At 63.7% G+C, this 12,483-nt stretch carries 9 protein-coding genes, 1 tRNA gene, 2 rRNA genes and 1 pseudogene; 6 read left to right on the forward strand and 7 right to left on the reverse strand.

Annotated elements, in window-relative coordinates; translation table 11 throughout:
• The first annotated feature begins 97 nt into the window (after positions 1 to 97).
• The gene (locus tag ACSJDS_RS16150; RefSeq protein ID WP_473034145.1) at positions 98 to 979 is read left to right on the forward strand and encodes a LysR family transcriptional regulator; all 882 of its coding nucleotides are present in this window, start codon (positions 98 to 100) and stop codon (positions 977 to 979) included.
• Here the strand turns inward: ACSJDS_RS16150 and ACSJDS_RS16155 are convergent.
• Positions 940 to 1,512, reverse strand: a complete 573-nt coding sequence (locus ACSJDS_RS16155) for an elongation factor P hydroxylase (RefSeq protein ID WP_473034146.1) — start codon at positions 1,510 to 1,512, stop codon at positions 940 to 942. The two genes, ACSJDS_RS16150 and ACSJDS_RS16155, sit on opposite strands and share 40 nt — an antisense overlap.
• A 112-nt stretch (positions 1,513 to 1,624) precedes the next feature.
• Between ACSJDS_RS16155 and ACSJDS_RS16160 the strand changes: the two are divergent.
• From ACSJDS_RS16160 to ACSJDS_RS16170, 3 genes and pseudogenes are all read left to right on the forward strand, one after another.
• Positions 1,625 to 3,072 (forward strand): annotated as a pseudogene (locus tag ACSJDS_RS16160) (MATE family efflux transporter).
• 210 nt (positions 3,073 to 3,282) lie between these two features.
• Positions 3,283 to 4,116, forward strand: a complete 834-nt coding sequence (locus tag ACSJDS_RS16165; RefSeq protein ID WP_473034147.1) for a DUF3080 family protein — start codon at positions 3,283 to 3,285, stop codon at positions 4,114 to 4,116.
• 144 nt (positions 4,117 to 4,260) lie between these two features.
• On the forward strand, positions 4,261 to 4,983 hold the full coding sequence (locus tag ACSJDS_RS16170; protein ID WP_473034148.1) for a hypothetical protein: 723 nt from the start codon (positions 4,261 to 4,263) through the stop codon (positions 4,981 to 4,983).
• A 7-nt stretch (positions 4,984 to 4,990) separates the two neighbouring features.
• Here ACSJDS_RS16170 and tusA read toward each other — a convergent pair whose 3' ends face one another.
• Entirely contained in the window at positions 4,991 to 5,242 is a 252-nt protein-coding gene (gene tusA, locus ACSJDS_RS16175; protein WP_473034149.1) for a sulfurtransferase TusA, read from the reverse strand.
• Positions 5,243 to 5,273: 31 nt separating this feature from the next.
• Between tusA and ACSJDS_RS16180 the strand changes: the two genes are divergently transcribed.
• Positions 5,274 to 5,561 carry an antibiotic biosynthesis monooxygenase family protein gene (locus ACSJDS_RS16180; protein ID WP_473034150.1) on the forward strand — a complete coding sequence of 96 codons (288 nt, stop codon included), beginning with the start codon at positions 5,274 to 5,276 and terminating at the stop codon, positions 5,559 to 5,561.
• 44 nt (positions 5,562 to 5,605) lie between these two features.
• On the opposite strand, the gene rlmM is transcribed toward ACSJDS_RS16180, so the two are convergent.
• Positions 5,606 to 6,700: a 23S rRNA (cytidine(2498)-2'-O)-methyltransferase RlmM gene (gene rlmM / locus ACSJDS_RS16185; RefSeq protein ID WP_473034151.1), complete on the reverse strand. Its 1,095-nt coding sequence runs from the start codon at positions 6,698 to 6,700 to the stop codon at positions 5,606 to 5,608.
• On the reverse strand, positions 6,697 to 7,140 hold the full coding sequence (locus ACSJDS_RS16190) for a DUF2721 domain-containing protein (RefSeq protein ID WP_473034152.1): 444 nt from the start codon (positions 7,138 to 7,140) through the stop codon (positions 6,697 to 6,699). The genes rlmM and ACSJDS_RS16190 overlap by 4 nt, the downstream gene beginning before the upstream one ends.
• Before the next feature lie 249 nt (positions 7,141 to 7,389).
• Here ACSJDS_RS16190 and gdhA point away from each other — a divergent pair, with 249 nt between their 5' ends.
• Positions 7,390 to 8,742, forward strand: a complete 1,353-nt coding sequence (gene gdhA, locus ACSJDS_RS16195) for an NADP-specific glutamate dehydrogenase (RefSeq protein WP_473034153.1) — start codon at positions 7,390 to 7,392, stop codon at positions 8,740 to 8,742.
• Positions 8,743 to 8,924: 182 nt separating this feature from the next.
• Here gdhA and rrf read toward each other — a convergent pair.
• The 3 genes from rrf to ACSJDS_RS16210 all read right to left on the reverse strand — a co-directional run bounded on the left by rrf (position 8,925) and on the right by ACSJDS_RS16210 (position 12,427).
• A 5S ribosomal RNA gene (gene rrf, locus ACSJDS_RS16200) occupies positions 8,925 to 9,040 on the reverse strand.
• A gap of 83 nt (positions 9,041 to 9,123) precedes the next feature.
• Positions 9,124 to 12,117 (reverse strand): 23S ribosomal RNA (locus ACSJDS_RS16205).
• Between the two features lie 234 nt (positions 12,118 to 12,351).
• Positions 12,352 to 12,427 (reverse strand) — tRNA-Ala (locus ACSJDS_RS16210).
• Positions 12,428 to 12,483: the final 56 nt, after the last annotated feature.

Below are 12,483 nucleotides of genomic sequence, written 5' to 3' on the forward strand. Positions count from 1 at the left end.
CTCCTGTCGGCAATCACGAGGGAAGTGTCTACAGCCTAGCGCGCCCGGCAGGCAAAGGGATAATATCGATATCCTGGATCAGGTATAGGAACGTCTTATGGATGTGCGCAGCCTGCGCTACTTCATCGCCGCCTACGAGGGCGGCTCGATCAGCGCCGCCGCGCGTCGCTGCCATGTGGCCCAGCCCTCCATCTCGGCGGCCCTGGCCCAGCTCGAGGCGCGGCTCGATACCACGCTGTTCGAACGCCATCGCCGCGGCATCACCGCCACCGAGGAGGGCCACCGCCTCTACCCCCTGGCCCGCCGGGTCAGCGAGGATCTCGACGCGATCACCCGGCAGTTCCGCCACCCCGCCTCCCCCACCCCGGTGCGCCTGGGCCTGATGCGCTCGCTGGGCGCCAGCCGCATGACCGCCCTGCTCAAGGAGGTCATCCACCGCGGGGAGCACCTGGCGCTGACCCTGGTCAATCCGGAGGAGCCCTGCGACGCCCGCATCATCGGCGAGCATGACCTGGCCCCCGGCGAGGCCTTCCAGCCGATCTGGCACGACCGCTATCGCCTGGCCCTGCCCACCGGCCACCCGCTGACCCGGCATGCCACCGTGGCGCTCGCCGACCTGGAGGGGCTGCCCATGGTCTGGCGCCGCCCCTGCGCGGCCATGGAGCGGCTGGGCGAGGCGCTCGACGGCGCCGGCATCCGCTGCCAGGTACGCGCCCACCTGCGCACCATCGAGTACACCCTGGGGCTGGTGGCAGCGGGGGTCGGCGCCTCCTTGGTGCCCGTCTGGCCGGAGATCCTGGAGCGCCACGACGTCCAGTGCCGCCCCCTGGAGGGCCTGACCATTGCCCAGACCATCGGCGTGGCGTATCCGGCACGCCACGCCTCGGCGGCGCTGGCGCCGCTGCTGGCGCTGGGCCGGGAGGCCTGGGGGGCCGGGCTTCAGGCCGGTGCGGTCGCTGCCTCGCCGGCGAGCAGCTGAGCGCGGCCGGCGGCCACCGCTCGCTCCCGGCCGAGGCCGCGGTGATAGAAGCCGTGCAGCGTCTCGCACAGGGCGGCGGCCCGGGGCGGCAAGCCTTCATGTACATAGCGGGCCGCCCGCGCCTCGACCCGGGCACGAAAGGCCTCGCGATCCACCTCCGCGTTGCCGCCAAGGTTGTCGACGCTGACATGGAAGTGGTGCCCGCAAGCCTCGGCCAGCAGCCTCTCCAAGGCCTGGGGCGCCACCTCCACCGCCTCGAAGTCGCGCTGCTGCTCGGCGCTGCGTCCGTCGGGCAGATACCAGTAGCCGTAGTCCTCCAGTCGGCGGCGCCGCTCGCCGGCAATGCACCAGTGGCTGATCTCATGCAGGGCGCTGGCATAGAAGCCGTGGGCGAAGATCACCCGGTGATAGGGGCAGTCGGCATCGGCGGGCAGGTAGAGCGGCTCGTCGCCGCCCCGCACCAGCCGCGTTGCGAAGGTATCCGCGAAGAGGCCGTCGAACAGGGCGATGATGTCGTCGAGTCGATGTGTCACGCAGGCTCCAGGGGTGGCTGAGAGGCCGGCATTATAAAACGCGTGGCGGCGAGCGAACATCGCCGGCGATTGCTACTATTGACGGTTTCTTCCCTGGCATGGAGCCGCTCCCTTGGCAACGTTTTTCACCGACCTGCTGAGCGCCAGCCGCACGGAAACGCGGCCGCTGATTCGCCTCGCCCTGCCGATCTGCGGGGCCCAGCTGGCCCAGGCCGGCATGAGCGTCACCGACGTGATGATGACCGGGCGCCTGAGCGCCACCGACCTGGCGGCGGTCTCGGTGGGCTCGAGCCTGTGGCTGCCGCTGATGCTGTTCATGACCGGCACCCTGATGGGGCTGACCCCCATCGTTGCCCAGCTGCTGGGCGGCGGACGCACCGCCGGCATCCGCCCCAACGTGCATCAGGCGCTGTGGGTGGCCCTGGCCCTGGGGACCCTGGCCGCCCTGCTGCTGTGGTTCACGGTAATGCCGATCTTCCGCCTGATGGCGGTGCCAGACGAGGTCGCCACGCGCTCGGCCGCCTATCTCGCCGCCGTGGCCTTCGGCATGCCCGGGGTGGCGCTGTTCCAGGCGCTGCGTGCCTTCTCCGACGGCATGAACCATACTCGCCCCTCGCTGTGGATCAGCCTGATCGGCCTGGGGGTGAACGTGCCCAGCAACTTCGTGCTGATCTACGGCGGCGACGGCCTCACCGGGCTCTTCGGCGACTGGCTACCCGCCTGGCTCCAGGCCCTGCCGGCGCTGGGCGCGCTGGGCTGCGGGATCGCCACCGCCCTGTCGATGTGGGTGATGTGCCTGGCGATGATCATCTACACCCGGCGCTCGAGCGCCTACGGCCGCGTCGCCCTGTGGCACTCGCCCACCCCGCCGCGCTGGCAAATGATCGGCGAGCTGCTCTACGTCGGCGTGCCCATCGGGGTGGCGATCTTCGTGGAGGTGACGCTGTTCACGCTGATCGCGCTGTTTATCGCGAGCCTCGGCGAAGTCACGGTGGCCGCACACCAGGTGGCCCTCAACTACACCTCGATCCTGTTCATGCTGCCGCTCTCGCTGAGCATGGCGCTGACCGTCAGGGTCAGCAACACCCTGGGCCAGCAGCGCCCCGAGTTCGCCCGCCTGGTGGCCTGGAACGGCGTCGCCCTCTGCCTGCTGGTGGCCGGCCTCAACTGCCTGGTGCTGTGGCTCACCGCCGAGCCGGTGATCGGGCTCTATACCCACGACCCGGCAGTGCAACGCCTGACGCTTTCACTGGTCATACTGGCCATGATCTTCCAGGTGTCCGACTCGCTGCAGGTCAACCTGGCCGGCGCCCTGCGCGGCTACAAGGACACGCGGGTGATCATGGTGATCACGCTGATCGCCTACTGGCTGGTCGGCCTGGGCGGCGGACACTGGCTGGGCACCCAGGGACTGTTCGGCTGGCTCGCCCCATGGGCGTGCATGGCTACTGGGTCGGCCTGATTGCCGGGCTCAGCGTGGCCGCGCTGCTGCTGGGCGAACGGCTGCGGCGCATGGCAAGCGGAGTGGCACATGGCGAGATCGAGATTCCCAAGAGCTAGCACGCCATCTGCCGGGGCAAGGCGACTCCCGCCGCTGGCGGCGCTGCTGCTAACCGCGCTGCTGGTGGGCTGCGGCGGCAGCGGCGAGGGCGAGGCGCTGCTGCAGGCGTACCAGCGCGAGCTTGCCGCCGCCCTGGACCTGGCCGAGCCCGAGCCCTCCGCCCGGACAATATCGGCGCCTTCCCACAGCGCAGCGAACGCCTCTTCGAGGTGGCCGAGACCCGCGACGGAATGCTCAACGTTTACGCCCTGCGGGAGTGCCATATCACCTCGCTGGTCGCCGAGCGCAATAACCAGCTGGGCCGGGTGGCGCCGCCCAGCCAGCGCTGGATCTACGAGCTCGAGCTGTGGCGGCGGCTGCACGCCTGCCACAACAGCGATATTCCCGAGACGCTCAGCGACAGCCATCGCGAGCGGCTGGCCCGCCTCACCGAGACCAAGACCGAGCAGCTCCCGCTAGTCAGCTGGAACACCCTGTTCGACTCCGAAGAGTGGACCGGCAGCTTCTCCCGGGCCAGCTCACCGCTGGAACCCGGTGCAGACACCGCCATCGACGCCCAGCTCGACGCGGTGGTCTGGCTGCAAGAGGCCACCCGCAACCAATTCAACCCGGCGTGGCAGCACGACTCCTCCACCCTGGAAAATCACCTCAAGACACTGCGCTCCCGGCCGCTCACCGCCGAGGTGCTACGCGCCCTGATGCTGGCCGAGCAGCGGCTAGGCGAGGCCAACGCCCTGCTCGAGGAGCGCCTCTCGCGCGCGGATTCCTGCCGGGCGCTGGAGGCATCGGGGAGCGAGCTCAAGGCCACCTTCGACGCCCTTCCGGCAGCCGACTGGCTGGCCCGGCTCGAGGCGCACGCCGAGCGCTGGCTGGGCGCCGTGGCGGAGCTGCTGGACAGCCATGTCGAGCCGCCGACGGCCGTGGCCGACTACCGTCGGCGCTGGCTCTCCCTGGACAATCCGGCGGCACCGCTGCCCGCCTACCGCGAGGCCCTTGAGGCGCACCGCCACCACTGGCAGATCTTGGCCGAACGCTGCCCCTGATCCCCGTTGCGCGAAAAACCCGATCCCAGGCTTAACTTGCCCTGCCACTCTATGCTATTGGTGGAGGCAGGTGGCATGCGCCGATACCGTCAGCCTTGCTGTTGCCGTGACCGACACGGACCGTGCAGAACCTGGAGGTAGATCATGGGTACTCAACTGTCACCCCGCCCTGCCCAGGTGATCGACCTGGATACCATGCGTCGGCGGCACAAGGCCAGGCAGCGCCTGGTGCGTCTCTCCCCGGAGCTCGATGGCCTGGAAATGGTCTACAGCCTGGCGTCCGATCCCGACTCCCTCTACGGCATGCCGATCCTCGCCTGGGGCCTGCGCGAAGACGGAGAGGTGGTGGGGCTGGTGCCCTGGATGGAATCGCTCACCCCCTGCCATCGACTCGACGACCCGGATCACGGCTGCTTCATCGGCTATCGCGACCCCGAGACCGAAGAGCTGCTGGAAACGGCGCCCCCCCACAAGGCGTTCGAGCTGGAGCACGCCGCGGCCTACTTCGACTACGAGGAGACCGAAGACGTCACCCTTATCCAGCAGCTCCCCGACACCCTGGGCACCCACGCCCTATGCATCAACGACGGCCAGGAGCCCTGGCAGCTCAAGCAGGTGTTCGGCTGGCGCCTCTACAACGACGGCGGCATCGAAGCGCTGCTGGCCGACGAGGCGCTGATCGACACCACCCCCATCCTTCCCGGGGACCCCTGCCTCTACACCGGCCACAGCCGCCACCGGGTGGTCTACTTCTTCCAGCGCCACATCGCCAACCGGATTCGCGAACAGGACCCCAGCACCCTGGAGGCCCTGGCACTGATGGTGATCCCCGACTCGACGAGATCGCCCCGAGACCCCGAGGACTAGCGGTGCATCAGCCCAAGCGGATAAAGTAGTGATAGTGTCCGCCCGACTCCTGCTGGAGCAGCAGCTCATGGCCCAGGAAGCTGCAGAACTTCGGCACATCGCGGGTGGTCGCCGGATCCGTGGCGACCACCTTGAGCACCTCGCCGGACCCCATGTCGCGCACCTTGTTGTGCATCAGCATGATCGGTTCCGGGCAGTAGAGTCCGGTAGTATCCAGTTCGGCCTGGTAGTCGGGCAGGGAGTCGGCGGTATCAGCCATCGATCGACCTCGGTGTTAGGGAGCAGCTTAGATGATAAAGATCATTATCGAACGTCGCATCATGCCCGGCCTGGAGGAGGAGTACGAAGAGGCCGCCCGCGAAGCCATGCGCTGGTCGCTGGGCGCCAGGGGCTTCGTGGGCGGCGAGACCCTCGTCGAGCTGGGCCACAGCGACCGGCGTCTGATGATCACCAAGTGGCGCGACATGCGCGCCTGGAAGGAGTGGTACACCAGCGAGGAGCGCACTCGCGTCATGCAGCGCATCTTGCCGCTGCTGACCGAGGACGAGACCATTCGCGTCTATGAGCCCTCCTACTGAGCAAGGCACTACCTTCCCTTCCTCGCCGGGCATGTCGGGCCGCCTCAATCCCGCAGCCGGACATGCACGGTGACCTCCTCACGGTCGTGATAGAGGTGCCGGCAGCGAATCTCGGCCGCCACCCCGGCGTCCGCCAGGGCACCTTCCAGCGACATCAGGCAGCCCGACACGCTCTCCCAGCGCCGCTTCATCGGCAGCTTGAGATTGAATACCGCCTCTCGACACCAGCGCCGCACCAGCCAGCGCCCGACCATGGCCGTGACGCGCGTCGGCTTGTCGACGATGTCGCACACCAGCCAGTCGAGCCGACAGGGCGGCTCCCAGACGAAGCCATCCTCGCGCCGATGCTCCACCATCCCGGTGGCCATCAGCCCCTTGTCCATGGGGCCGTTGTCGATGGCATAGACGTGCATGCCGCGGTTCACCAGCTGCCAGGTCCAGCCGCCCGGGGCCGCGCCCAGGTCGGCGGCCTGCATGCCTTCGCCTAGCCGCTGCGGCCATTCATCCCGCGGCACGAACTCATGCCACGCCTCTTCCAGCTTGAGCGTCGAGCGGCTGGGCGCCCCCGGCGGAAATTTCAGCCGGCGAATCCCGCCGGGCAGCTCGCTGCGGTTGCCGGGGAAGCTCATGCCCAGCAGGACTCGGTCGCCGTCGCACCACAGCAGGTGTAGCCGCCGTCCCGCCGCCCTGCGCCGCAGCGCCCCGCGTTTCTTGAGCGTCGAGGCCAGCGGCCGGCTCAACGACTTGATCAGTCCCGCCAGCGCCTTGCCTTCATTGGTGTCCGGCGTCTCGTGCCAGACATCATCGAAGCTCCAGCCGCTGGCCACCACCTGATCGACGATGGCCGCCAGCCGGTTGTCCCGCGACAGCGAGAGCGGCGCAAGCCCCACCAGACTCTGTCGCGCGAAGATCAGCCCGCTCAAAGATAGCTCACGGTGCAGCAGATTGACCGGCCGCTCATCGTCGGGGACAAAGCTAGCATAGCCTGCCAGCGGCACGGCATCGCACTCGCCCTGCCAGCCCAGCGCCTGAGCACGGGCCGTTACTTCCGCGGCCATATCGGCCTCGAAGCCCGGGCGGCAGTAGAGCAGTAACCGATCGGGTGCCTGCCGGTCCAGCGGCGTCTCCATGCGCATCATTCGCCTTCCTCTCCTTGTCCGCCCTGCGACGACGCGGCCTTTTTCCTTCTCCCACCCAGCGCCTCGATATCCTGCAGCTGCACGTTGAGGGCATTGGTCGACAGCAACACCTCCCACAGGGAGTAGACCAGCGAAATGGAAAGCGTGATCAGGCTCGCCCCGAACAGCGCCATACCCACCAACTCAAACGCCAGAAACAGCGCAAACATCGACAGGGTACAGAGCAGAAAGCTCAGCACCCCGGCGACCTGCATGCGCTTGGTCAGGGAGATCCGCTTACGCAGCATCAGGATCTGGCGTGCCGTCACCTCCTGATGCTGGCTGCGCTCCTCCTCGGCCAGCTTGCGGATCAGCTGGGCCAGCACCAAGAAGCGGTTGGTATAGGCCAGCAGCAGCAGGGAAATGGCGGGAAACAACAGGGCCGGTGTCGTCAGCGTCACGGCGCTCGGGCTCCAGCGAAAATGGGGCGCCCATGATATCAGTCCTGACATCTCAGGTGTGACGCCCCACCACATCGTTTATTCATCGTCTATGAAGAACGGTTAATGCTCGACATTGGTGCACGGTTTTCCTGATTTTTGAAGGGATTTCGCCTCATATCAATGTCTAATCCCGACATGGCCCATGCATTTGCTGCATAATGGTGCATGCCTTATAGTGTGCCGACACTTCTTCGACAGGAACCCACCATGCCCTACGTTCATGACACCCTCGAACGCCTCAAGAAGAGCAGTCCGGCACAGACCGAGTTCTACCAGGCCGCAGAAGAAGTCCTGGAGTGCCTTCGCCCGCTCTTCGAGCGCAGCCCCTACTACCACGATCACAGCATCATCGAGCGCATCGTCGAACCCGAGCGCCAGATCATGTTCCGCATCTGCTGGACCGACGACGCGGGCAAGGTCCAGGTCAACAAGGGCTATCGCGTCCAGTTCAACTCCGCCCTGGGCCCCTACAAGGGCGGCCTGCGCTTTCACCCCAGCGTCACCTCGGGCATCATCAAGTTCCTGGGCTTCGAGCAGATCTTCAAGAATGCCCTCACCGGCCTGCCCATCGGTGGCGGCAAAGGCGGATCGGACTTCGACCCCAAGGGCAAGTCCGACGCCGAGATCATGCGCTTCTGCCAGTCGTTCATGAACGAGCTCTATCGCCACATCGGCCCGACCACCGACGTACCGGCCGGGGATATCGGCGTGGGCGCCCGCGAGATCGGCTATCTCTACGGCCAATACAAGCGGATTACCGGACGCTACGAGGGCGTGCTGACCGGCAAGGGGCTGGACTGGGGCGGCTCCATCGGGCGCAAGGAAGCCACCGGCTACGGGGCGGTCTACTTCGCGCAGAACATGCTGGAGGCCCGCGGCGAGAGTATCGAGGGCAAGACTTGCCTGGTCTCCGGCGCCGGCAACGTGGCCATCTACACCATCGAGAAGCTCTACGAGCTGGGCGCCACGCCCATCACCTGCTCCGATTCCCGCGGCACCATCCATGACCCCCGCGGCGTCGACCTCGACCTGCTCAAGGAGCTCAAGGAGGTCAAGCGCGCCTCTCTGGAGGAGTACCTGGCCAAGCACCCTGACGCCGAGTACATTCCCGCCAGCCGCTATCCCGCGGACGGCCATGCAGTGTGGCGCATCCGGGCCGACGTGGCCTTCCCCTGCGCCACCCAGAACGAGCTGACCGATGCAGACGCCGAGACCCTGCTCGGTAACGGCATCACCTGCATCAGCGAAGGCGCCAACATGCCCTCCACTGCCGCCGCCGTGGACCGCTTCCTGGAAGCCAAGATCGCCTATGGCCCCGGCAAGGCCGCCAACGCCGGCGGTGTCGCCACCAGCCAGCTGGAAATGGCCCAGAACAGCAGCATGCAGCAGTGGCCGCTGGAAAAGGTCGACGCCAAGCTCAAGGAGATCATGGCCAATATCCACCGGCAGTGCGCCGACACCGCCGAGGAATTCGGCGAGCCGACCAACCTGGTGCTCGGCGCCAATATCGCCGGTTTCCGCAAGGTGGCGGACGCCATGATCGAGCAGGGCGTCGTGTAACCCCCGCTCGACGCCACCCGCACCACGAAAAAACCCCGAACATCGAAATGTCCGGGGTTTTCTCGGTATAAGTGCCTGACGACCGGGGCGGCCCTCCGTCGGGCGGCGCTCCGCTACTCTCCATGGGAAGCCCCTAAACGACGAAACCCAGCCTCTTTCGAAGCTGGGTTTCTGAAATAAGTGCCTGACGATGACCTACTCTCGCATGGGGAAGCCCCACACTACCATCGGCGCTGAGCGGTTTCACTGCTGAGTTCGGCAAGGGATCAGGTGGTTCCCACTCGCTATGGTCGTCAGGCGAAAACGGTTGGAATCATGCCGACGCTACGTCTCGTCGTATCCGTCAATGTCGCGCGCAATGCGCAGACCCCTTGGGGTTATATGGTCAAGCCTCACGGGCCATTAGTACCGGTTAGCTCAACGCCTTGCAGCGCTTCCACACCCGGCCTATCAACCAGCTGGTCTCGCTGGGCCCTTCAGGAGGCTCGAGGCCTCGGGGATGTCTCATCTTGAAGGGGGCTTCCCGCTTAGATGCTTTCAGCGGTTATCCCGTCCGCACATAGCTACCCGGCAATGCCACTGGCGTGACAACCGGAACACCAGAGGTGCGTCCACTCCGGTCCTCTCGTACTAGGAGCAGCTCTTCTCAAACATCCAACGCCCACGGCAGATAGGGACCGAACTGTCTCACGACGTTCTAAACCCAGCTCGCGTACCACTTTAAATGGCGAACAGCCATACCCTTGGGACCGACTTCAGCCCCAGGATGTGATGAGCCGACATCGAGGTGCCAAACACCGCCGTCGATGTGAACTCTTGGGCGGTATCAGCCTGTTATCCCCGGAGTACCTTTTATCCGTTGAGCGATGGCCCTTCCATACAGAACCACCGGATCACTAGAACCTACTTTCGTACCTGCTCGACGTGTCTGTCTCGCAGTCAAGCACCCTTATGCTCTTGCACTCATTGCACGATTTCCGACCGTGCTGAGGGTACCTTCGTGCTCCTCCGTTACGCTTTGGGAGGAGACCGCCCCAGTCAAACTACCCACCACACACTGTCCTCGATCCGGATCACGGACCTGAGTTAGAACGCCAATGATGCCAGGCTGGTATTTCAAGGTTGGCTCCACCCGAACTGGCGTCCGGGTTTCCAAGCCTCCCAGCTATCCTACACAGGCAACATCAGCGTCCAGTGTGAAGCTATAGTAAAGGTTCACGGGGTCTTTCCGTCTAGCCGCGGGTACACAGCATCTTCACTGCGATTTCAATTTCACTGAGTCTCGGGTGGAGACAGCGTGGCCATCATTACGCCATTCGTGCAGGTCGGAACTTACCCGACAAGGAATTTCGCTACCTTAGGACCGTTATAGTTACGGCCGCCGTTTACCGGGGCTTCGATCAGGAGCTTCGCCCGAGGGCTAACACCATCAATTAACCTTCCGGCACCGGGCAGGCGTCACACCCTATACGTCCGCTTACGCGTTTGCAGAGTGCTGTGTTTTTAATAAACAGTTGCAGCCACCTGGTATCTTCGACCGCCTTCCGCTCCGGCCGCGAGGGCCTTCACGTAGTGGCGGCGTGCCTTCTCCCGAAGTTACGGCACCATTTTGCCTAGTTCCTTCACCCGAGTTCTCTCAAGCGCCTGGGTATTCTCTACCTGACCACCTGTGTCGGTTTGGGGTACGGTCCCACTGTATCTGAAGCTTAGAGGCTTTTCCTGGAAGCGTGGCATCGATGACTTCCACCCGTGGGGTGTTCGTCTCGCTTCTCGGCCTTAGGGATCCGGATTTGCCTGAACCCCCAGCCTACAAGCTTTCACCAGGACAACCAACGCCTGGCTCACCTAGCCTTCTTCGTCCCCCATCGCAATACAGTGAGGTACGGGAATATTGACCCGTTTCCCATCGACTACGCCTTTCGGCCTCGCCTTAGGGGCCGACTCACTCTGCTCCGATTAGCGTCGAACAGAAACCCTTGGTCTTCCGGCGGGGGAGTTTTTCACTCCCCTTGTCGTTACTCATGTCAGCATTCGCACTCGTGATACCTCCAGCAAGCCTCTCGACTCACCTTCGTCGGCGTACACGACGCTCCTCTACCGCTTGTGTGCATCCCGAAAACCACTCGCTGCTGGCTCGGCTTACGTTGGCGACCAACTCGACTATTGTTGGGCGCTTTCGCTCGCTTCGCTCGCGTAAACGAATAGCTTTGGGTGATGCACACAAGCCCGTAGCTTCGGTACCTGGTTTAGCCCCGTTACATCTTCCGCGCAGGCCGACTCGACTAGTGAGCTATTACGCTTTCTTTAAAGGATGGCTGCTTCTAAGCCAACCTCCTAGCTGTCTGAGCCTTCCCACATCGTTTCCCACTTAACCAGGATTTGGGGACCTTAGCTGACGGTCTGGGTTGTTTCCCTTTTCACAACGGACGTTAGCACCCGCTGTGTGTCTCCCACGCTGGCACTCACCGGTATTCGGAGTTTGCCTCGGGTTGGTAAGTCGGGATGACCCCCTAGCCGAAACAGTGCTCTACCCCGGTGGTGATACGTGAGGCGCTACCTAAATAGCTTTCGAGGAGAACCAGCTATCTCCGGGCTTGATTAGCCTTTCACTCCGATCCACAAGTCATCCAAATCTTTTTCAACAGATCCTGGTTCGGTCCTCCAGTTGATGTTACTCAACCTTCAACCTGCTCATGGATAGATCGCCCGGTTTCGGGTCTATATCCAGCGACTGGTCGCCCAGTTAAGACTCGGTTTCCCTACGCCTCCCCTAATCGGTTAAGCTCGCCACTGAATATAAGTCGCTGACCCATTATACAAAAGGTACGCGGTCACACGACGAGCGTGCTCCCACTGCTTGTACGCATACGGTTTCAGGATCTATTTCACTCCCCTCGCCGGGGTTCTTTTCGCCTTTCCCTCACGGTACTGGTTCACTATCGGTCAGCCAGGAGTATTTAGCCTTGGAGGATGGTCCCCCGTCTTCAGTCAAGGTTTCACGTGCCCCGACCTACTCGATTTCACTGGATCAGGCTTTCGGCTACGGGACTATCACCCGCTATGGTCGCGCTTCCCAGCGCGTTCGCCTAACCATTCACCAGCTTAAGGGCTGGTCCCCGTTCGCTCGCCGCTACTGGGGGAATCTCGGTTGATTTCTTTTCCTCGGGGTACTTAGATGTTTCAGTTCCCCGGTTCGCCTCCCAACACCTATGGATTCAGTGTGGGATACCCTGCTGATGCAGGGTGGGTTTCCCCATTCAGAGATGCCCGGGTCACAGGTTGTTTGCCACCTCGCCGAGCCTTATCGCAGGCTTCCACGTCTTTCATCGCCTCTGGCTGCCTAGGCATCCACCGTATGCGCTTAATCGCTTGACCATATAACCCGAAAGGGTCTGGCCTACGATTACGTACGACAATTGCCGGATACGCTTGAGACGTATCTCATGTCCTTTCTTCTCAGAAAGGAACTTGTCAGCATGATTCACATTGTTAAAGAGCATTTAGAGCGGTAAGCCCTAAGCTGTAAGCTTTAAGTCAACACCTTGCAGTGTCGTCAAAGCTTATAGCTTAGCGCTAACGTTAGACTGTTTTGGCTGGCGTTTCTGGGAGTGGTGGAGCCTAGCGGGATCGAACCGCTGACCTCCTGCGTGCAAGGCAGGCGCTCTCCCAGCTGAGCTAAGGCCCCTAAAACCGCTGTAAGCTGTAAGCCATAAGCTTCAAGCTAACCCTAGCTCGCGATTC

The sequence above is a fragment of the Halomonas sp. SL18_1 genome, from assembly GCF_055755715.1.

Excerpts from the sequence above, each read along its gene's own strand:
- ACSJDS_RS16150 (WP_473034145.1), top strand. The coding sequence starts at position 98 with ATGGATGTGCGCAGCCTGCGCTACTTCATCGCCGCCTACGAGGGCGGC.
- ACSJDS_RS16170 (WP_473034148.1), top strand. The coding sequence starts at position 4,261 with ATGGGTACTCAACTGTCACCCCGCCCTGCCCAGGTGATCGACCTGGAT.
- tusA (WP_473034149.1), bottom strand. The coding sequence starts at position 5,242 with ATGGCTGATACCGCCGACTCCCTGCCCGACTACCAGGCCGAACTGGAT.
- ACSJDS_RS16180 (WP_473034150.1), top strand. The coding sequence starts at position 5,274 with ATGATAAAGATCATTATCGAACGTCGCATCATGCCCGGCCTGGAGGAG.
- rlmM (WP_473034151.1), bottom strand. The coding sequence starts at position 6,700 with ATGATGCGCATGGAGACGCCGCTGGACCGGCAGGCACCCGATCGGTTA.
- gdhA (WP_473034153.1), top strand. The coding sequence starts at position 7,390 with ATGCCCTACGTTCATGACACCCTCGAACGCCTCAAGAAGAGCAGTCCG.